Source organism: Sphingobacterium sp. B29 (genome assembly GCF_001952815.1).
In the GTDB taxonomy this organism is placed as follows: domain Bacteria; phylum Bacteroidota; class Bacteroidia; order Sphingobacteriales; family Sphingobacteriaceae; genus Sphingobacterium; species Sphingobacterium siyangense.
On sequence record NZ_CP019158.1, the window covers coordinates 1,315,408 to 1,335,398 of the forward strand.

Below are 19,991 nucleotides of genomic sequence, written 5' to 3' on the forward strand. Positions count from 1 at the left end.
TTAAAATCCACTGTTTTTTGTTCCGTGACAAGCTACGGAAAGATCAATGTTGGGAATGACAGTCTGCCGTTCTCACGAAATATAAAAACTATACTGGACTTCGGTCAATTCAAGAAAATGAACTGCGTTCGGTGAAAAGAGGTGATATTAAATTCTAAAATTTTGATTGAGAATAAAAACAGGTGGGTTCTGTCTATTATCGCTCGCAAAATCGGTATACTTTAATTTAGAAAAATCGTCCTCCTCCCCAGAGAAATGATAATAATTAAGTATCCAATGAAGCGTAACTATTGCGGGAGAAAAAGTGTTAAAATCAAGATTTTGTGTTACTCGGCTGAAGTGATCGACCTTTTGTGCTTCGATCTTAACATCTTTACAGCTTCCTGTTTCATGACAGTGGTTCTGCTGTTTTTTTGCAGACTTGGCACAAAGAGGGCAGGCCATAGTATGGCTTTCCGATAACGATACACTTTTTGTTTCCCCTTGGCAAAAATGAAGATGCAGTGAGGCACCACTTGCTGCGAGCAAATAGAAAAATAAGCCGATAAATAGTGCAATTTTCTTCATCGAAGCAAAAATAAAGAAAATATGTAATTTTTTTTTTGTAATATTTTGGATAAATGTTATAACTTGTAGTAACAAATGAAAAACCAAAAATTACCAGAGTTATGTATTTATTATTTATCAATCCGGTCAGCTCGTATTTGTTAGCTATCTTTTTGATTGTTGGGGCAATTCTATTGTACAAGGGATTCTATCATCTGGTTCGTCGTATACAGGAATAGTACAGTGTGTTCGATCTTTTTTCGGAACACTTTATCGGATAACAGCGTATGTAATTTAATTCCTGAAATTTACCTATTCCAGGAAGATGTTATAAGAATGGGAACATTTTTTAAATGCTCCCTTTCGTTTTGTTTATCGGCTTAATAGAGGATCACTTTTTCCCGCATTTCCAATCTCTACACGACCCGCATATTGTTCCTCAAAGTTTAGAAAACCGGCGCAGGTGAGGCGGAAATCATACCAAAAGTTTTGCTTAGCCAAATCAAAATGTATCCTAATGGATTGCCCACCTTTAAGTTGCAGACTCCTTTTTTCTTTTCCATAGCTGATATCCTCGAAAACAAGTTGCTGGGTTGTTTTCCCCTTGTTTGTACATGAAAAAGACAAACGCCCAGTAAACGCGGATTCATTTTTACTTTTTTCATAGGTACAGCGGACCTTTAACTCTGGGTTGTTTGTGTCACCTTTAAACGCTCGATAAAATCCATTTGGGCCATAGATTTCGAGGTGGTACATTTTTTTATCGAAGGCGTCTAGCGACCATTGGTCCGTTACACGATCTCCAGGAGAAACAGCATAATTTCTTGAGGTTCCAACTTCTCCTTTGTAGCTAGCAGCATGGTAGACGGTAAAAGGTGAGCCCGCAGCATGTTTGCCAAAAATTTTATTTGAAGCTTCAAATGTGACCAAGTAATCCCCTTTGGATTGGTATTCGCCATGCACATAAAGTTCATAGGGAAGGATACATGAATCCCGGAGCCCTTTTTCTTGTTTTGGGAAGTAGGGAGAACTGCTGGGGTCTTGCTCTATTTGTTTGATCTCCATTGCGCTGAGCGCTTTGAAGCCCATGGGAAGGCCTTTGAACTTGGCTTGGTGAATCTCTTGGATAAAAGGTTCCCGTTCTAGTACAATCGGTTTGTTAATGTTTTCGCCATGATAGGGCCTAAATGCCGAAGTTAAATCTCCACATACTGTACGCCGCCAACTGCTGATGTTGGTTTCTTTTATATCTTTCTTGATTTTGTGGTTAATAAACTTCTCTAGGAATTGTAAACTGGAGGTATGGTCAAACACTTGCGAATTGACCCAACCACCTCTGGTCCATGGAGAAGCAATGATCATCGGTACACGATAGCCAAGACCGATATTGCTTTCTCTTCCGCTTTCAGGATAATATTGCTCATCGCGGCGTACATATTCTAACCCAGGGTTGATTCCCGCTGATACTTTTCCGCTTTCTGTATCATCCGGATTTGGAGCTGTAAAGGGGGCAAAGTGGTCAAAATACCCGTCGTTCTCGTCATATGTAAGTATAAAGATTGTTTTTTTCCAAACTTCTGGATTTTGGGTAAGAATGTCCATGATTTCGCTAACATACCATGCGCCAAACCAAGGAGAATCAGGATGGTCAGAAAAAAGCTGCGGTGGAGCCAGCCATGATACGGTTGGAAGTTTACCTTCCTCGACATCTTTTCGGAATTGATACAGAACATCCCCTTTAGGGATCTGTAACTCGCGCTGTTGTCCCCCTTCTTGATAATGCATTGTTTCCAATTCCATATAATCGGGCTGTGCACTGTTGTTAACAAAAGCACGGCGATGAATATCTTTTGTCCGCTCATCGAACTTTTCAAAGTTCTCGGCAGTATATAGCTGTAATTCTTCTAGCGTATGTTTGAGATTTTTCTTTAAATTTTCAAGCGCTTCGCCAGCTGTTGTTTCGCTAATTTTGCGTTCGAGATCTTCTTGTTTTAATGTCAGGAGCTGACGATAGCGCGGATGATATTTGACTTGATATTGGGGGAAGTATTCCATCGGATTACAACCAAAATTGGCGAGCCAGCTATTTGCTTCGCCACTATAACCAGCGCTGCTCGAAGAAATTTCATTTTGATAGATTTTCCAGTCTACGCCTAATTCCGAAAGGCGTTCGGGGAAAGTTGTCCATGTTGCTTTCCCGCTAAACTCGGAGTCTCCATTCCAAACCAAGGCTTTTCCTGTAAGATTTTCCCGGATATTGGCTGTCCAGAAATAAAGCCTATTCGGATTCGTGCCGGTGATGCTCGAACAAAAGTGTTGGTCGCAGATTGTGAAAGAGTCCGCGAGAGAATAGTAAAATGGAATATCTTCGCGACTATAATGTCCCATAGTCAACGGTAGATTCGAAAATTCTTTAAATCCGGAATGTTTTACATCCAACCATTTGTTCATCTTGCCTTTATTGCGAGCATCTGTTTGGTCGGTCCAGTTGTGCGGGAGACAACCCATCCAGGTGACTTTTGAATCTTTGATATCCAATCGGAAAGGAGCAAATGTTTCGCCGGATTTTTGCGTCTGAAACCAAACTTTATTCCGATTGGGTTGACGGATAGCTCTAGGATCATTGAAGCCTCTTACACCACGCAGTGTTCCAAAGGCATGATCAAATGAACGGTTTTCCTGCATTAATAAAACAACGTGCTCGGCATCATAAAATGTGCTGCCCAATGCTGGATTTATAGCCATCGCTTTCGCAATAGCGGATGGAATAACATGGGAGATAGAAGCTCCCCCAGCAAGCATAGCCGCTTTCTTTAAAAAATCTCTTCGCGTATCCATGGTTATAACAGTATTGATTTGATTGGCTGCCTATTGCTTGGTTGATCAAGGCAACAAAGTTATTCTCTTCGAAAAATCACATTTTCGAAAACTGCCTTAAAAATAAGAGTTCGATCCAAGAAAAAAGACTTTAGACCGAACTCTTATTAAAAAATTAACGCTTTGCTAATTTCTAGCCTACATATTAAGCTTTGATAGACGCAATAAATGCTGGAATCTGTGTAAGATAATCCGGTTCTTTTAGCCGTTTGACAAATGCTGTACCTATAATGGCACCGGCCGTATGCTTACTTGCTTTTTGAAAGGTAGGTTTATCGGAGATACCGAAACCAACGATCAATGGGTTTTTTAATTGAAGATCATGTATCCGCTTGAAGTAAGCAGCTGTATCGTCTCCAACATCAAGTGTTTTACCTGTCGTTGCATTGGAAGAAAGTAAATAAATAAAGCTCCTGGAAAGGCTGTCTATTTTTCTGATTCGTTCTTCAGAAGTCTGCGGTGTTACAATGAATATATTTGCAATCCCATTTTTCTCGAACGTCTCTTTGTAAAGTTCTTCGTATTCATCCATGGGTAGGTCAGGTATAATGACACCGTTTACACCTGCATTTTTACATTCTTCACAGAATCTTTCAACACCAAATTGGAGCACAGGATTAAAGTAGCCCATCAAAAATACGGGAATGCTAACATGTTTACGGAGGTCAATCAATTGATCGAACAACTTTTTTACGGTCATGCCGTTTGCCAAAGAGACTTCTGAACTGTGCTGAATGACAGGCCCGTCTGCCACTGGGTCGGAATAAGGAAAACCGATTTCCAAAAAGTCCGCGCCAGCTTCTTCCAATTTCTTGGCAATACTTATTGTGCTGTCCAATGTTGGATATCCAGCTGTAAAATATATCGATAAAAGGGGAGTACCTTCTTTTTTTTCAATTGTATTCATGCCTTAAAAATCAAAGTATTTCATATAATTATCTAGATCCTTGTCACCACGTCCAGAAAGACAGACAACGACAGTCTCATCACCTTTAAAAGGTATTTTTTCCAAATAAGCCAGGGCATGAGAACTCTCAATAGCCGGTATGATACCTTCTAGTCGGGTAAGCTCAAGACCTGCCTGCATCGCTTCGTCGTCAGTCACACTTACATAGTTACCTCTGCCGGATTTGAATAACCAAGCGTGTTGAGGGCCAATACCGGGGTAATCGAGTCCTGCCGATATGGAGTAAGGTTCTATGACCTGGCCATCCGCTGTTTGCATCAGTATAGATCGGCTTCCATGTAAAACGCCCTCTTTTCCTAGTGCTGTTGTCGCAGCGGATTCGCCTGAATCAACACCATGGCCAGCTGCCTCTACGGCATACAATTGAACCGATTCTTCATCGAGGTAATGATAGAACATACCTGCCGCATTGGAGCCTCCACCGACACAAGCCAATACGATATCTGGATTTTCTCTTCCTGTTTTTGCTAATAGTTGTTTTTTCGTTTCTTCAGAAATAATAGACTGAAAGCGAGCAACCATATCGGGATAAGGGTGTGGTCCCACAACAGACCCAATGATATAATGGGTGTCGACAGGATTGTTGATCCAATCGCGCAAAGCTTCATTGGTCGCATCCTTTAGCGTTTTGGAGCCCGATGTTGCGGGAATAACTTCGGCCCCCATCATTTTCATCCGTGCTACATTTGGAGCTTGACGTTGAATATCAACTTCTCCCATGTACACTGCACATTGTATACCTTTCAGCGCACAAACGGTAGCTGTGGCAACGCCATGCTGTCCTGCGCCTGTCTCGGCAATGATGCGCTTTTTACCCAAGCGTTCCGCTAATAGAATTTGGCCAATAGTATTGTTGATTTTATGCGCTCCGGTATGGTTAAGGTCCTCCCGTTTTAAGTAAATCGTAGTTCCATATTTTTCAGAAAGACGCTTGGCATGATATAATGGAGAAGGACGTCCGACATAATCGCTGAGCAGTTGGTTAAATTCCTCCTGAAAGCTCTCTTCTTCGATAATTTTGAGATATTCTTCACGTAGCTCTTTCACATTGGGATAGAGCATCTCAGGGATATAGGCTCCTCCAAAGGGACCATAATATCCTTTTTCATTGACTTGATATATACTCATTTTTTAATAGTATTTATACTGTGGCTTAATAGCTCAATATCTTTTAAGCCGGGTTCTACTTCAAATTTTGAATTTAAATCCAGTGCATATAGCCGTGGATCATTTCTTTCTAGCGCTGTTTTGATATTTTCGGGATCTAAACCGCCGCTGAGAAAATAGGGGGTAGTAAGTTTGTATTGGTCCAATAGGGACCAGTCAAATTGTACTCCTGTACCACCATAGGAACTACTTTTTGTATCAAATAAAAAGTAGTCTACAATTTTAGCGTAAGGATCCAGCTGTATCCAGTCAAAGTTTTTATCTACTCCGAAGGCTTTCACGATGCTAACTGCTGATTTTTCTTTCAATTCAAGACAGTATTCCGCAGATTCATTTCCATGCAGTTGAATTGCATTTAGTTGGAATTCAGTTATTTTATCTAGAATTTCTGAAAGGCTGGCATTGACGAAAACTCCGACCTTACTTAGGCTGTCAAGGTCCTTAATGTATGAGGAGGAGCTTTGACCAACATAACGTTTGGATTGATCATAAAATATGAATCCCATATAATCGATGCCCAAGGAGGCTACAGCGGTTATATTGTCGGGATATTTCATGCCACAAACTTTTACTTTGATCGCCATTTTATTTTTTGATTAGTTTTTGGAAACTGCGCAAAGCTTTACCTCCCATCAATGAACTTTCAGCTTCATAAAAACAGTCACCAAAAGATTTTTTGGGATTAAAGGTCTTAATCGCAAATGCGGCATTCGTCAAAACAACATTGTTCTGCACATCTGTACCCTGATTGTTCAATATAGATAAGAATGTCTGGGCGGCATCTGCTATCGTTTCACCTCCCGTCAACTCCTGAGCTGAGACTGGGGTAAAACCAAGTTCTTCCATGTTGTAGTAATTCTCTCCTTGGTTGTTGATTACCTTAAAATCACCGGTCATGGATATCTCATCATAACCGTCCAAAGCATGAATAATGGAATATTGTTTGTTGGTATTTTGGTATAGATAACCATACAGTCGTGCTAATTCCAAACTAAATACACCAACAGACTGAAATCTAGGATTGGAAGGATTTGTCAATGGACCCAGCATGTTAAAGAAAGTCTTAACACCCAATGCACGACGTATCGGGGCAACGGTTTTCATGGCAGGGTGAAACAATGGCGCATGTAGGAAACAGATATTGGCTTCATCAAGTTGGCGTTGTAGCTCAGCCTTGTCGTTGCTGAACTGATAGCCTAAATATTCCATGACATTGGATGAACCACAGCTCGAAGATACCCCGATATTACCGTGTTTTGCGACATGGTAACCAGCCCCAGCAGTGATAAAAGATGCTATTGTCGAGATATTGAAGGTATTTTTACCATCCCCACCTGTACCGCAAAGGTCAATTAAATCATAACCGTTAAAATCCAGCTTGAGGCATAAATCATACATCGCATCTCTAAACCCTCCAAGCTCTTCAACGCGAATACTGCGCATACCATAAGCCGTCATAAATGCCGCAATTTGGTGACTGTCATACTTGCCCATGGCAATGTTGGTTAGGATCTCGTAGGCTTCTTGCCGAGAAAATGTCTTGTATTCAAATAAATGCGCTAAAATTTCTTTCATGGTAATTTAAATAAAAAAAGGGCTTACCTTATTTAGGCAAGCCCATCATATCTTGACGTATTAATCAAATAATGCAATAGGAGTTTGCCACAACGTTATTCGTTGTGCCACCACCAAGCTTTATTTGATACAGTTGTTATCATTGTTATTTTTATTAATACAAATATGGTTGATAGAATTATAAAATGCAAGTGTTTTTATTGAAAAATTTTTAAGAAAGCATCTTTGGCTTAATATTGCTCACAAATATACTTTAAAATAAAACCTGATAAGCGTGCATTTGTGTAAGACTAAGCGTGATATTTAAGGATTCTAACAGCAGGCGTCTGATAAAATAGGGGCAATGAAAACTAATAGAATACAAAATGAGCTTTATTGTTCCCTTTGGAAACTAATGTAAAAGAGGCAATTTTGCTATCACGGATGACTGCTGCAAATACAAAACGCTTGAGGTATTTGACAAAGTAGACTTGTTGCGGGTCAATACCTTCGAGATCGATATCACTTGTTTCTTTTCTTCCTGCTTGAGCAAAGCTAAGATATTCCAGTTGGTTGATATCCTTGCTCTGTACATTTATCCTGATTTCATCGATGCTTGCCAATAGGTATTCCTGTAGATCTTCGTCCAGTTTTTTTGATGTTATTAGATCTTGGCTTAAAATAATATCAGTCGCTAAATTAGGATCATTCAAGCGCTGGACAAACTTTTTTAAAACAACAACCTGTTCATTGGAAGTTTGTTGTTCCTGAGCAAATAGGCTTTGGCTGACAATACAGCCAATAAACATGAACAACAATAGCTTTAATTTTATCTTCATACTTGTAAGACTTGTCTTCATCAAAATAGATTAAAACTATGGAATAAAAACCTTCGGGAGGTTATGGATATCGTACTGAGTTGTCTCCGAAGAGAGGGCGATGTCTTTAATAAAAAACGCCTTTTGAATAAAGGCGTTTTTTATTTTTTAGTATTCATCTTCATTGAAGAAGAAATCGTCTTTTGTTGGATAGTCGGGCCAAATTTCTTCGATATTTTCATATGGCTCACCATCGTCCTCAAGAGATTGTAAGTTTTCAATCACCTCAACAGGTGCACCCGAACGAATAGCGTAATCGATTAATTCATCTTTTGTTGCTGGCCATGGTGCATCTTCTAGATGCGAAGCTAATTCTAATGTCCAATACATATAAAAACAATTTAAGTTCTCTATTTTCGCAAAACTATGATTTAATTTAACTTAAGCAAGTAAATCACGTGTTATTTTTGCTGTATTAATATAAGTTGTTGATTTTTAGCGTTATAATATTTTTAGATATTCTCAAAGTCACTTCCCTTTTCGTTTAACGCATCAAGTCTTGGTGACACTGATTTGATTTCTGGGTTTGGATAATCATTTTCGATCAAGCCATCTCGCATGCGTACAATACGGTGTGCATGTAATGCGATATCCTCTTCATGTGTGACTAGAATAATGGTATTACCCTTGGAGTGAATTTCCTCCAGTAGGCCCATAATTTCAATGGACGTTTTGGTGTCAAGGTTTCCTGTTGGCTCATCGGCAAGTATAATGGAAGGATCGTTGATCAATGCTCTTGCAACAGCAACACGTTGTCGTTGTCCACCCGATAGTTCATTAGGTCTATGATCCATACGATGCCCTAAGCCGACACTTTCCAATGCTGCAGTAGCTTTTTCCTCACGTCTAACTTTATTATAGCCCGCGTAAATTAGGGGAAGCGCAACATTTTCAAGTGCTGTATTCTTTGGTAACAGGTTAAAAGTTTGAAAGACGAAACCAATTTCTTTGTTTCTTACTTCGGCGAGTTCATCGTCAGTCATGTCACTCACATTAATCCCATTGAGGATGTATTCTCCTCGGCTTGGCGTATCCAAGCAACCGAGAATGTTCATTAACGTGGATTTGCCTGATCCTGAAGGCCCCATTAAGGCAACAAATTCTCCTTTATGGATGTTGAGTGTAACGGAGCTTAAGGCATGAATTGTTTCCGCACCAATTTGGTATTCTCTAGCAATATCCTTGATTTCGATTAAGATCTTTCCTGACATATTTTTTGGAGGTTCTCTAGGTTATGAAAATACGATTTATTCTTCATAATCCAATAGGAATGCATTTTGTCGTATACAACTTTTTCTAGTTCTGATGCATTATCATCGTTAAAATCTTTAGTTTCTATCGGGTTGAATACATGGATTTTAACTATTCCCGGCCGAGATCCCCTTTTCGAGCCGTCATCGAAAAAGATATCCCAGGCATTTTCTATGATAATGGGTACTGTGGGAACGTCATTCTGAATAGCGATTCGAAAGGCTCCGGATTTAAATGCATGAATCTGTGGCGGAAAACTATCGTCGATTTTTCCTTCTGGAAAGATAACGACACTTCTGCCATTTCGGACGAGTTCATTGGCACGTTGGAAGGCCTTGAAAGAAGATACTTTACTTCTTCTTGTGACCGGGATATCTATTGTTTTGAAAAAAATACGTGTAACCGGATTTTTAAGCAATGAAGCTTTTCCGATAAAAGAAAAAGGAGCTGGGCACAAATAGGTGAGGGCTGTTATATCCAAGACCGAAGTATGATTGGGACACAATACCATGGAACGGTTCCAATCTATTTTTGATTCATAGCTCACCTTAAAAAATACACCAGCTAGGGCCGAACCACCAACTGATACCCAGCGTCGCATACGGGCGATTCTAGCATAGTTTTTTTCGGGACGTCGTGCTAAAAAATAGATATAAGGGAAAAACAGAAGAAAAACAAGTAGAACGCTGATAAAATACCAATACCGATGGAGTTTTTTGAGCAATAGGATCATACAAGTCAACTAATTTTGACCTAAAGTAAAGAAAGAAAATGGATAATTAATTATCCATTTTCTTTTTTAGTCTACTGTGAAACCATATTTCTTGTAAATATTCTTGGCCGTTGGTGAGTCCATGAATTTTAAAAAGTCATCTGCAGCCTGCGTATGGGGGGCGTTTTTAAGCTTTGCAGCAACGTAAGTTGCCGTTGTATTTTGCGCATCAGGAATGGTGATCCCTTCAACTGGATGGCCAATTAGTTTTTGGTAAACGACTTCAGAAGCCCAAACGGGAGCCGCATCTGCCTGTCCATACAATATACGCATGGGGCTCTCCCTATGGTGGATCTTGGTCAGATAAGTGCTGCCATCTTTGACCTTATCATCCATGATTTTCTTGACGAGTTGTTCGCCCCCGGCTTTTTTATAAGATGCTTTGATCTGCACCCCAATTCCTTCCCATTGGGGATTAGGCATGCTAATACGAACTTTGTCATTCCCCAGATCATTCAATGTTCTGATATTAGCGGGATTTCCTTTTGGAATCATCAAACAGATATTGTTGTAGCAATAAACCTGTGTATGGCTGAAGTAATCTGCCATCTCGTTGATCGCTCGTTTGCTCGCTGTGTAAATATCGGGCTTATGCGTAATACGTAGGTTGCCTATCGTGATTGATCCGCCTTTAATCTGTTTAGCTAAAATGCCCGGCGGCAGAGTTTCAACAAAAATACGTTCGTATTGTGGGTATTCTTTTTTGAATGATGCAAGTAGATCATCGACAACCATAAATTGATTGCCAGCGAAAAAAACGGTAAGCTGCGGATTCTCGATATCACCATATAAATCTGGAATATTGTCTATCCCGGGTACCGTAAAATTTAGAGCCGATTCTGGTGGATTATTCCAGGGGGGATCAAAACGATGTTCTTGTGCCTTAATTTCCTGGGCTCCCAATAATGCTATTGTTAGACCAAGCAGTAGAAAATTTTTCATTATACTTATGGTTTAACGATAACCCAACCTTCATTTGCTCTTAAGATTAATTCACCATTTCCGCTAGGAACATAGCCTATAAAATCAAATAGTTCTTCTTTGGCAATATGTTTCTCTTCCAACGTATTCAGGCACTGGGCTACGATAACGCCTTTCTCGACGAGGTCTTTCAAAGGTTTCTCATATTGGCTGTTCTTTTTTAGGTAAGCTTCGGTACCACCGGAAAATGCAACCAACTCAATCTGTAAGTGTCCTTTTAACCGTGGGTCTTTCAAAACATTGTTAATATTACGGATTGCTTTTTCAATTGTTTTTGGATCATTGCTGTCCAGCTGATAAATGGCTTTATACGCTTTTTTCTTAGCAACGGCACCGCTATATTGATGGTTATTGAGCAACAATTTATTGTCCTGTGCTTTCGCTTGAATAGTCATTATCGCTACTAAAATGCAAGCGATTGTAAATTGTTTTTTCATATTTATTATTGATTTAATGGGGTATTTATGTTTAAAAATTAAAAGGTCCGAGTTTATGTTGTTCTGTACTAACGTTATCGGCATAAGGTGGATAGGGGCTATCTTTGGGTTTTTTGCTTAGATTAGGATAGTCCAATTGCTTGTTTGTTTTTTGAGGTCTATCGAAAGAATTGATATATGCTGCGACATCATAGGCCTCGTCGTCTTTCAATTGAGGTGCATCATAAGTTGCGCCTAAAGGCATATTAGCTTTGATAAAACGAGCCGCGGTAAGCAATCGTGCCATTCCAGCACCATCATTGTAGCTGTCTTTTCCCCATAAGGGTGGATATTGATATCCTTTTCCCGCTGTTTGTGGTAGCCCCTGACCATCCTTTCCATGACAACTTGTACATTTATTCTCAAAGACCAATTGACCATGTTTCAAGTCCGCAGCACGGTTGGGAATATCCATTTTTATAAATCCTTGGCCTGCCAACCGACCTTTATTAACTGTATTTATGCTGATGTTTTTAATATAGGTGATAATGGCTCTCATTTCCTTGCTATTTTCAGGAATGGCTCGGCCGTTCATGCTTCTCTCAAAGCAACCGTTGATGCGCTCTTCAAGTGATTCAACCTTATTTTCTCGTCCAATATAGGTTGGAAAGACATTGGTGAGCCCGACATAAGGGGCGGCAAAAGCCTTTGTGCCTCCATTGAGATGGCAGCTGCTGCAGGCAAGCTTGTTCCCGATTTTGACCTCCCCATCATAGAAATAATCGTATGTATTTTTGATTAGCTTTTCACCATAACTGGCCATTTTACCTTCGGGATTATCTTTGAATGAGATTTCCTTAAATTGGGAAACGTGCGTAATAAGCGAGTCGTTGCGCATTTCAAGAGAATCTGTTTGCTTTTTGTTTTCCTCATGTTTTAGTGGAAATACACATAAGGTCGTACATGTAATAACCAATGCTACAATGATCCAGCTGAGTGCCTTTAAATAATCTGTTAGTTTTTTATATTCCATTACGCTAATTCATTTGTACAAATCTAGCCGCCTCAAATCTGGAATTAAAACGAAGTTTGTTTATGAGATATAACATTTGGTTATAACTTGAAGTTTTGCCGCAGACAGAATTGCAGAAACTGGTTGGGCGTACCGGCAAGGCCTCCATATAAATGGGTAAAATAGAAATAACGTTCTATTGTCAATTGTGGAATATCAACAATGGTCAATAGATTATTTAACACTTCTTTTTGCACTGTATGAATAGATAAAAAAGCAAAGCTATTGCGACGAGCAAGGTAGCCTTTGATACTCTCTGTTGAAGGCAAGATCATTTCTATCTGTACTTCGGATAGATTAATGCTTTTATCTTTTAGTGCATTCTCAATAATTGTTCGTGTACCTGAGCCCTGCTCGCGTAGTACCAAAGGTAAGCGCGTGATATCGGATAGTATTGGATTTTTTAATTGAGCTAATAGTGGGTTTTGGCTATTTGTGACCAGAACTAGCTCATCCTTCATAAAAGGAATGTATTTCAGCGCTCGGTTGTCGGTAGACCCCTCGGTGATACCTAAATCCAATGTTTTGTCGATAAGCTGCTCCTCAATACTGCGGCTATTGGATTGAAAAGACTGGATACGGTTGTTGGGATATTGGGATAGAAAATCGGCAAGCAGAGCAGGTAAAACATATTGGGAGATGGTTGTGCTGGCTCCTAAGACCAGATTTCCTTTTCGCCCTTCCTGCAACTCCTGTATTTCTTGGCCCGCCTGATTATACAGATTGATAATCTGTTGGGCATATTTATAGAGAATTTGACCTGAATCGGTTAAATTAAGATTGTTGCCCTTTCTTTCGAAGAGTGGTACGCCAAGTTTCTTCTCTAGTTCTTGGATGTTTTTGCTTACGGCTGGTTGTGAGATGAAAAGGGCCGAAGCCGTTTTGGTGAAATTAAGGTGCTGAGCCGCAGTGTAAAATACAATTAAACGAAAATCAAAATCCATAAAACGATAAAGGGTTATTTCTAAAATTTAAAAATAACCCTTTATCTAATGAAAAACTAAATTATTTGCTTAGTTCCGCGTAATATTTATGAAATAAAGGAATTGTTGATATTCCCATAAGGTAATTCTCAATACCATACTTTTCATTGGGAGAGTGTAGGTTGTCACTATCTAGTCCGAAGCCTAGGAGTACAGTCTTTAAACCCAATACTTCTTCAAAAAGAGCGACGATTGGGATCGAACCACCACCACGCGTTGGGATAGGTTTAACACCAAAGGTGTCATGCAGGGCTTTTTCTGCCGCTTTGTAAGCAACACTGTCGGTCGGTGTGACGACAGGTTCACCACCATGATGAGGTTTAACTTCTACTTTCACATAATCTGGTGCAATAGATTCAAAATGTTTTTTGAAAAGCTCCGTAATACGGTGAGAGTTTTGGTTTGGTACAAGACGCATTGAAATTTTTGCATTCGCTTTTGAAGGCAATACCGTTTTGGCGCCTTCACCGATATAACCACCCCAAATACCATTTACTTCTAAGGTTGGGCGAATACCGGTGCGTTCTAATGTTGTGAAACCTTTTTCTCCCCAGATATTTTGGATACCCAGGTCAGTTTTGTATGCTTCAATGTCAAAAGGTGCTTCATTTAATGCTTTACGTTCTTCAGCCGTCAATTCGACAACATCATCATAAAATCCAGGGATAGCGATATGATTATTTTCGTCATGTAATGATGCAATCAGTTTTGCTAATATCGTCGCCGGATTGGCTACTGCTCCACCATATACGCCGGAGTGTAAATCTCTATTAGGCCCCGTAACTTCAACTTCAACATAAGAAAGTCCACGTAAGCCAGTTTCTAACGATGGTTGAGCCATGCTGATCATCGATGTATCGGAAATAACAATAACATCAGCTTTCAGTCTTTCTGTATTTTCTTTAACAAATGTGCCCAAATTGACTGAGCCCACTTCCTCTTCACCCTCAATCATAAATTTGATGTTGCATGCTAATGCATCATTTTTAATCATGTATTCGAAGGCTTTTACATGCATATAAAACTGACCTTTATCATCGGCAGAACCACGTGCATAGATTTTGCCATCACGAACCGTCGGTTCGAAAGGAGGGGTATCCCACAACTCGTATGGATCAGCAGGTTGTACGTCGTAATGACCATATGTCAACACTGTAGGAAGTGCCGGATCGATAATTTTTTCTCCATAAACGATTGGATTACCAGCGGTAGGACAAACTTCTACATTGTCGGCTCCGGCTTCACGCAATTTCTGAGCAACAAATTCAGCAGTTTTTTCAACATCTCCTTTAAATTTAGGATCGGCACTTACTGATGGTAAACGCAATAAATCAAACAACTCATCCAAAAAACGTTGCTTGTTTGCTTCTACATATTCTTTAATGTTTTGCATATTGTTTGTGTTTGAAACAAATTTACACAAATCGAGACATTTAACTCAATTTGTTGTAACCTTTTCGGGGATGGTTGCGACTAATGTAAAAACTAATTCAAATAATTATGGAAAAGCAATCAGTAGGAGCCATTTTAGGAATCGGACTATTTACATGTATCACCTTGTGTGTTTATTTTATTATGCGGTATCGGAGCGTGGCTGTACAGATTCCGGGTGAAAATAAGAAAAGAGAGTCACTAGATTGGCAAAAGCCCGGGATTTTGGTACTTGGTATAGGAATAGGATTATTCATTGTGGGAATTTTGGACAACTACATGAATACTGATTTGCCAGATTCACTTGCCGTCGCAATTTTGATTATTTCTGCGGGTGTTGCAATGATAATTGCTAACCGATTGGATAAAAAACGCGATATTTAACCCGCCAATGGATGAAATCTATATTCGAAAAGTTCTATCAGGCGATGTGGAATCCTATCGTTATTTTATAAAAACGTATAAAGATATGGCATTTTCTGTCGCTCTTTCTATTGTAAAGGAAGAGCATTTGGCAGAAGATGCCGTTCAGGATGCATTTATAAAATGCTATCAATCGCTGTCTTCCTTTAAAGGGAAATCGAAATTTAGTACCTGGTTTTACCGAATTGTTGTGCATGTTGCTTTTAATGCCATTCGTCATAAGAAACTGGAGTTGGTCAATTTTGATCTATCCCACCATGACATGTCGCATGAAGATTCCGTATTGGATGAAATAATTGAACACGAAAGAAAAGAAATGATCAACGATGCACTCACTATTCTGCCCGCTCGCGAGTCTGTTGCATTACGGTTGTTCTATCTCGAAGAACAGTCGATGGATGAAATTAAAGAGATTATGGGCTGGACATTAGCGAATACCAAAGTGATCTTGCACCGGGCCCGTAAAAATATGCAGATCATTTTAAGTCAGTTAATTAAAAAAGCGGAGTATTATGGATAAGGAACAGGAAAAATTCAAGAAAGTTATGCAAATGAGTAAAATAGAAATGCCATTTGATGATTTTGAACAACGTATCATGAACGGTATTGCTGCGCTCGAGAAAGATAAAGAGAAAGCCCTGTCAAATAAAAAGTATGCGATTACATTTTTTCTTCTTGGGACTGTTTGTGGCATGATGTTCAATAATTATCTGATGGCCAAAATTCAAGTTGCAGACATTGCCCCGGATCTTAAAAATTATAGCACGATTGGTGGCCAGTTATCTTTTGCTGTTTTGATATGCTTTTTCTGTCTTCAGTTGTGGCGTTTGATCAATATGCAAAAGAAGAGGCATTATCAGGTATAGTGAAGATCTTTTGTATGAATACATCGGATCTGAGCTGCTGTAAAAAGGACCTCTTATTTTGCTCGAATGGGGAACTATGAACCAAAATCCAATTTTTAAGAAATAAAATTAAATTTACTGTAACAAAACATTGGTTTTATCTACTAATGTTATATTGATATTAATTTACTATCCAACAATTTTATGAAAAGAGTTTTACAAATTCTCTTATTTTTCATTTTTGCTATTCCTGGTTTGGCTTTGGGCCAATCCAAGATTGCTGGAAAAATAAGTGATGTAAAGGACCAACTAAAGTTATCAGATGCAACAGTTATGCTGTTGACCGCTAAAGATTCCATATTAACAGGCTTTACGAGATCTGACGAAAATGGTCTGTTTTCCTTAGCCAAGCCTGATACAGGAGCTTACGTGCTGATTGTGAGTTATCCCAAGTATGGCGATTTTTATACGGAGATTCAATCTGGTGTGGATTACTCCAAATTGGCTATTGGTCTAACAAATACAGCCACATTATTACAAGAAGTCATCGTTACTGGACGCATCCCAATCACAATTAAAGGTGATACCACAGAATATGATGCCGGCAGTTTTAAAGTTGAGAAGAATGCCAAGGTTGAAGACCTGTTGAAAGCTTTGCCTGGCATCACGGTTGATGCATCTGGAAAGATTACTGCACAAGGTAAAACAGTCAAAAAAGTATTGGTAGACGGTGAGGAATTTTTCGGTGATGATCCGACACTGGTGACACGAAATATCCGATCGGATATGGTGGATAAAGTTCAGGTATACGAGAAAAAATCCGAGCAGGCAGAGCGAACAGGAGTGGATGACGGTCAGCGTGAGCAAACGATCAATGTAAAGCTAAAAGAAGGCTCTAAAAATGGCATGTTCGGAAAAGCGCTTCTTGGCGGTGGAACCGACGACTACTATATGGGGCAATTGATGTTGAACAAGTTTAAGGGATCGCAGAAAATATCAGTTTATGGGCTTTTCGGTAATAATGGTACCACGAGCATGAACTGGCAGGATGCACAAAAGTATGGTGGTGATTCAGGTGTTTCCTATGGTGATGACGGATCGATGAGCTGGTCTAATTTTACGGATCCTTTTTCTGGACAAGGAGTTATTGGTGTACCTAAGGCCATAAATTCGGGCGTTAACTTCTCGGATAAATTTGATAAGGATAAACATACAGTCAACATTAACTATAAATACGGAAGATTGAGCAGCGATGGAAATGATGAAACGATTACAACTGGTTTGATCAATAACAAATCAGTGAAGAATGTAGATTCTGAAAATGACCAGCATCGTGCCAATCTGAAATATGACCTGAAATTAGATTCGTTAAATCTCTTAACCATACGAGGCGGGGCATCAAGAAAGAATCTCTGGTCAGATAACAAGCGTGAAGCTTATCAGTTTGGCCAAAATGCAGATACAACTATTGCTGAGAATACGCGAGAATTGGTGAAAAATAATATCAACGAGTTCAATTTTAGCACTTATTTTACGCACAAATTCAAGAAAAAAGGACGTTCTTTTACATTCGATGGTCAATGGAAAAGAAATGAGATGAAAGGTACTGGACATTTAAATTCCGACCTGAGAAATTATAGCTTAAAAACAGACTCAACTACAGATCAAAGTAAGGTGCGTAACAATACCAGTGACGTGTTAAGCGCTTCAATTTCCTATACCGAACCTTTATCCAAAATTTGGAACCTTGTTGTGGGAACAGGAATTGAGCAAAGTAATAGTAGTTCCATCGTGGAGTCTTTCAATAGTGATGGAGCCGGAAATTATACGCAATTGGATCGGCGTTTCAGTAATAACTATGATTTTGATAGAAGCAGCAATAGGTACAAATTGGCTGTTGTTCATACAACTGAAAAATTTAAGTTCACTGTGGCTAATAATTTCAATAATGACAAATTGAAACAGTTCAATAACTATACAAGCGAGGGGATTACAAGAAGTTACTTTACGTATAATCCAAATGTAAGTGCAGGTTATTCCTTTACAAAAACTAAGGGGTTATGGATGAACTATACCGGTAAAAATCAATTGCCTTCTTTAAGCCAGATCCAACCGATCTTGGATAACTCAGACCAGATTAATCGCTATTTGGGAAATGAAAACTTAAAACCATCATTTAGAAACTCATTAAATCTGAATTATAATTCGTTCCGTGTGTTGACCGGAAACTATGTTTATGTCGGTGGTAATATTTCTACCGAAAAGAACCCGATTACGCAGAATATTGATACCCTAAAAGGGATTAATACATATACTTGGAATAATGTTGATGGTAAGACAAATACTTCCCTGAACGTATGGTCTGGAGTTTATTTCAAGCTGAGCAAAAAACTTGGCCTGTCCAACTCGCCACAGTTTTATGTGAATATGAGTGATAATTATAATATGTTCAATCACCAATTGAATAAAGTAAATACGACGAACTTTAATTTTACGTATAATTTCAAGAGAGATACCAAGACAGGTTTAAATTTTGACCTGAACTTTAGTCCGCAATATCGTTTGATGAAATCAAGTTTGGAGCGCAATACCAACAGTAATGGTTTTGTTTTCGCTTCCAACGGAAGTGTGGAGTATTTTTTCAACAAAACATTTAAGGTTTATACCAATTATACCTACTCCTACGAGGCGGCCACCAAAGCTTTTGATGAGAAGTTTGAGCAGTTTTTGTTGCATCCGGGTGTAAGCAAGAAATTCCTGAAAAATGAATCGTTGGTGTTGGATTTTATGATCAACGATGTTCTTAACCAGAACAAAGGCTTTAGTCGATCGGCATCGACTTCTGTCTTTACCCAACGCCGATATGATACGATACGCAGATATTATATGCTTAAACTATCATGGGATTTTACAAAAATGTTTTTATAAAATATTAAGCGAAATACAATGTTAAAATATATCTTTTTTATCTTCTTCTGTTGTTCAGCCTTAGGTCTTAAAGCACAGTATACGTTGTTTGGTCGATCGGGAACTATTTCCTACGATAAGACGATGTATATGAAGAATATCGTAAGTAAAAAATTCATCGCTAAGGCCGATGATAACTCAAAACAGTTTTTTGAGCGTATAATACCGAGATTACCAGAAAGTGCCGTGTTAAAGAAGTCAATGAAATTCAATACCACGGAGACTTTGTTCGAGTCGGTAAAAGACGAGAGCCTGGATGCAGAGATTAAGCAGTATATTATGATGCTTGCGCTAGACTTTGATGCAGCAACACTTTCAAATATGTCCAACCGATCCTTTTTGAGATACAACGATATCGTAGGTGAAAAAATCATCGTTCAGGATTCCATGAAGCGTATCAAATGGAAAATCACAGATGAATACCGTGAGATCGCTGGCTACAATTGCAGAAGAGCCAATGGTATTACACCGGATTCCATTTATGTCATTGGATACTACTGCAATGAAATTCCTATCAGTGGCGGTCCAGAGTCCATCAATGGTCTTCCGGGAATGATTTTAGGCTTGGTCGTACCTAGTCAGCACGTTTCCTATTTTGCAACAAAAGTTGAACTCAGCAACACAGTTGTGATGGACAAAAAGAAATTTGAGAATACAAAGGTCAAGCGAATGACAAGAAAGGCCATGACAGATCAAATTACAAGTGTGCTGTCTCAACACATGAACAAAGAAACTGTTCAATTTATTATGGAACTTGGCAATTTATAAAGATCACAGCATGCTGTTTAAATAATATGTTGTGTATTTCTAACTGTTTAGATAAAAAAGCTCTTCTTTTGAAGAGCTTTTTTTATGATTTTT

General features: G+C 39.0%; 20 protein-coding genes. 5 read left to right on the forward strand and 15 right to left on the reverse strand.

Annotated features, from left to right (window positions below):
• Positions 1 to 147: 147 nt before the first annotated feature.
• The 15 genes from BV902_RS05535 to BV902_RS05605 form a co-directional block, all read right to left on the reverse strand.
• Positions 148 to 567: an HYC_CC_PP family protein gene (locus BV902_RS05535; RefSeq protein ID WP_145327817.1), complete on the reverse strand. Its 420-nt coding sequence runs from the start codon at positions 565 to 567 to the stop codon at positions 148 to 150.
• Between the two features lie 351 nt (positions 568 to 918).
• A complete protein-coding gene (locus BV902_RS05540) occupies positions 919 to 3,384 on the reverse strand; it encodes a phosphocholine-specific phospholipase C (RefSeq protein ID WP_075991096.1) in 2,466 nt (821 codons plus the stop codon).
• A gap of 184 nt (positions 3,385 to 3,568) precedes the next feature.
• Entirely contained in the window at positions 3,569 to 4,330 is a 762-nt protein-coding gene (gene trpA, locus BV902_RS05545; protein ID WP_075991097.1) for a tryptophan synthase subunit alpha, read from the reverse strand.
• A gap of 3 nt (positions 4,331 to 4,333) precedes the next feature.
• Positions 4,334 to 5,518 carry a tryptophan synthase subunit beta gene (trpB, locus tag BV902_RS05550; RefSeq protein ID WP_075991098.1) on the reverse strand — a complete coding sequence of 395 codons (1,185 nt, stop codon included), beginning with the start codon at positions 5,516 to 5,518 and terminating at the stop codon, positions 4,334 to 4,336.
• Positions 5,515 to 6,141: a phosphoribosylanthranilate isomerase gene (locus tag BV902_RS05555; RefSeq protein WP_075991099.1), complete on the reverse strand. Its 627-nt coding sequence runs from the start codon at positions 6,139 to 6,141 to the stop codon at positions 5,515 to 5,517. Before BV902_RS05555 ends, trpB begins: the two co-directional genes overlap by 4 nt.
• A 1-nt stretch (position 6,142) precedes the next feature.
• Positions 6,143 to 7,132: an anthranilate phosphoribosyltransferase gene (trpD, locus tag BV902_RS05560; RefSeq protein WP_075991100.1), complete on the reverse strand. Its 990-nt coding sequence runs from the start codon at positions 7,130 to 7,132 to the stop codon at positions 6,143 to 6,145.
• A gap of 350 nt (positions 7,133 to 7,482) precedes the next feature.
• Positions 7,483 to 7,950, reverse strand: a complete 468-nt coding sequence (locus BV902_RS05565; protein WP_083663487.1) for a hypothetical protein — start codon at positions 7,948 to 7,950, stop codon at positions 7,483 to 7,485.
• Positions 7,951 to 8,097: 147 nt separating this feature from the next.
• Entirely contained in the window at positions 8,098 to 8,319 is a 222-nt protein-coding gene (locus BV902_RS05570; protein ID WP_028072584.1) for a DUF2795 domain-containing protein, read from the reverse strand.
• Positions 8,320 to 8,441: 122 nt separating this feature from the next.
• Entirely contained in the window at positions 8,442 to 9,200 is a 759-nt protein-coding gene (locus tag BV902_RS05575; RefSeq protein WP_075991101.1) for an ABC transporter ATP-binding protein, read from the reverse strand.
• A complete protein-coding gene (locus BV902_RS05580; RefSeq protein WP_075991102.1) occupies positions 9,182 to 9,973 on the reverse strand; it encodes a lysophospholipid acyltransferase family protein in 792 nt (263 codons plus the stop codon). Before BV902_RS05580 ends, BV902_RS05575 begins: the two co-directional genes overlap by 19 nt.
• A 66-nt stretch (positions 9,974 to 10,039) precedes the next feature.
• Positions 10,040 to 10,954 (reverse strand): substrate-binding domain-containing protein, encoded by a 915-nt coding sequence (locus BV902_RS05585; protein ID WP_075991103.1) that lies wholly within the window; start codon positions 10,952 to 10,954, stop codon positions 10,040 to 10,042.
• A gap of 5 nt (positions 10,955 to 10,959) precedes the next feature.
• A complete protein-coding gene (locus BV902_RS05590) occupies positions 10,960 to 11,430 on the reverse strand; it encodes a DsrE family protein (RefSeq protein WP_075991104.1) in 471 nt (156 codons plus the stop codon).
• Positions 11,431 to 11,461: 31 nt separating this feature from the next.
• Positions 11,462 to 12,442, reverse strand: coding sequence for a c-type cytochrome (locus BV902_RS05595; protein ID WP_075991105.1), 981 nt, complete (start codon positions 12,440 to 12,442; stop codon positions 11,462 to 11,464).
• Positions 12,443 to 12,522: 80 nt separating this feature from the next.
• Positions 12,523 to 13,425 carry a LysR family transcriptional regulator gene (locus BV902_RS05600; protein ID WP_075991106.1) on the reverse strand — a complete coding sequence of 301 codons (903 nt, stop codon included), beginning with the start codon at positions 13,423 to 13,425 and terminating at the stop codon, positions 12,523 to 12,525.
• A gap of 61 nt (positions 13,426 to 13,486) precedes the next feature.
• Positions 13,487 to 14,857, reverse strand: a complete 1,371-nt coding sequence (locus BV902_RS05605) for a dipeptidase (protein ID WP_075991107.1) — start codon at positions 14,855 to 14,857, stop codon at positions 13,487 to 13,489.
• A gap of 107 nt (positions 14,858 to 14,964) precedes the next feature.
• On the opposite strand from BV902_RS05605, the gene BV902_RS05610 reads away from it, so the two are divergent.
• From BV902_RS05610 to BV902_RS05630, 5 genes are all read left to right on the forward strand, one after another.
• Positions 14,965 to 15,279, forward strand: a complete 315-nt coding sequence (locus tag BV902_RS05610; protein WP_145327816.1) for a hypothetical protein — start codon at positions 14,965 to 14,967, stop codon at positions 15,277 to 15,279.
• Between the two features lie 7 nt (positions 15,280 to 15,286).
• Entirely contained in the window at positions 15,287 to 15,838 is a 552-nt protein-coding gene (locus tag BV902_RS05615; protein ID WP_075991109.1) for an RNA polymerase sigma factor, read from the forward strand.
• Entirely contained in the window at positions 15,831 to 16,184 is a 354-nt protein-coding gene (locus BV902_RS05620) for a hypothetical protein (RefSeq protein WP_075991110.1), read from the forward strand. Before BV902_RS05615 ends, BV902_RS05620 begins: the two co-directional genes overlap by 8 nt.
• A gap of 183 nt (positions 16,185 to 16,367) precedes the next feature.
• On the forward strand, positions 16,368 to 19,091 hold the full coding sequence (locus tag BV902_RS05625; RefSeq protein ID WP_075991111.1) for an outer membrane beta-barrel protein: 2,724 nt from the start codon (positions 16,368 to 16,370) through the stop codon (positions 19,089 to 19,091).
• Between the two features lie 18 nt (positions 19,092 to 19,109).
• The gene (locus tag BV902_RS05630) at positions 19,110 to 19,898 is read left to right on the forward strand and encodes a GLPGLI family protein (RefSeq protein WP_075991112.1); all 789 of its coding nucleotides are present in this window, start codon (positions 19,110 to 19,112) and stop codon (positions 19,896 to 19,898) included.
• Positions 19,899 to 19,991: the final 93 nt, after the last annotated feature.

What these genes read in the sequence shown, in the direction of transcription:
- BV902_RS05620 (WP_075991110.1), top strand. Translation starts at nt 15,831, where the DNA reads ATGGATAAGGAACAGGAAAAATTCAAGAAAGTTATGCAAATGAGTAAA.
- trpD (WP_075991100.1), bottom strand. Translation starts at nt 7,132, where the DNA reads ATGAAAGAAATTTTAGCGCATTTATTTGAATACAAGACATTTTCTCGG.
- trpB (WP_075991098.1), bottom strand. Translation starts at nt 5,518, where the DNA reads ATGAGTATATATCAAGTCAATGAAAAAGGATATTATGGTCCCTTTGGA.
- BV902_RS05600 (WP_075991106.1), bottom strand. Translation starts at nt 13,425, where the DNA reads ATGGATTTTGATTTTCGTTTAATTGTATTTTACACTGCGGCTCAGCAC.
- BV902_RS05555 (WP_075991099.1), bottom strand. Translation starts at nt 6,141, where the DNA reads ATGGCGATCAAAGTAAAAGTTTGTGGCATGAAATATCCCGACAATATA.
- BV902_RS05590 (WP_075991104.1), bottom strand. Translation starts at nt 11,430, where the DNA reads ATGAAAAAACAATTTACAATCGCTTGCATTTTAGTAGCGATAATGACT.
- BV902_RS05595 (WP_075991105.1), bottom strand. Translation starts at nt 12,442, where the DNA reads ATGGAATATAAAAAACTAACAGATTATTTAAAGGCACTCAGCTGGATC.
- BV902_RS05615 (WP_075991109.1), top strand. Translation starts at nt 15,287, where the DNA reads ATGGATGAAATCTATATTCGAAAAGTTCTATCAGGCGATGTGGAATCC.
- BV902_RS05580 (WP_075991102.1), bottom strand. Translation starts at nt 9,973, where the DNA reads ATGATCCTATTGCTCAAAAAACTCCATCGGTATTGGTATTTTATCAGC.
- BV902_RS05565 (WP_083663487.1), bottom strand. Translation starts at nt 7,950, where the DNA reads ATGAAGATAAAATTAAAGCTATTGTTGTTCATGTTTATTGGCTGTATT.
- BV902_RS05605 (WP_075991107.1), bottom strand. Translation starts at nt 14,857, where the DNA reads ATGCAAAACATTAAAGAATATGTAGAAGCAAACAAGCAACGTTTTTTG.
- BV902_RS05610 (WP_145327816.1), top strand. Translation starts at nt 14,965, where the DNA reads ATGGAAAAGCAATCAGTAGGAGCCATTTTAGGAATCGGACTATTTACA.
- BV902_RS05535 (WP_145327817.1), bottom strand. Translation starts at nt 567, where the DNA reads ATGAAGAAAATTGCACTATTTATCGGCTTATTTTTCTATTTGCTCGCA.
- BV902_RS05575 (WP_075991101.1), bottom strand. Translation starts at nt 9,200, where the DNA reads ATGTCAGGAAAGATCTTAATCGAAATCAAGGATATTGCTAGAGAATAC.
- BV902_RS05570 (WP_028072584.1), bottom strand. Translation starts at nt 8,319, where the DNA reads ATGTATTGGACATTAGAATTAGCTTCGCATCTAGAAGATGCACCATGG.
- BV902_RS05630 (WP_075991112.1), top strand. Translation starts at nt 19,110, where the DNA reads ATGTTAAAATATATCTTTTTTATCTTCTTCTGTTGTTCAGCCTTAGGT.
- trpA (WP_075991097.1), bottom strand. Translation starts at nt 4,330, where the DNA reads ATGAATACAATTGAAAAAAAAGAAGGTACTCCCCTTTTATCGATATAT.
- BV902_RS05625 (WP_075991111.1), top strand. Translation starts at nt 16,368, where the DNA reads ATGAAAAGAGTTTTACAAATTCTCTTATTTTTCATTTTTGCTATTCCT.
- BV902_RS05540 (WP_075991096.1), bottom strand. Translation starts at nt 3,384, where the DNA reads ATGGATACGCGAAGAGATTTTTTAAAGAAAGCGGCTATGCTTGCTGGG.
- BV902_RS05585 (WP_075991103.1), bottom strand. Translation starts at nt 10,954, where the DNA reads ATGAAAAATTTTCTACTGCTTGGTCTAACAATAGCATTATTGGGAGCC.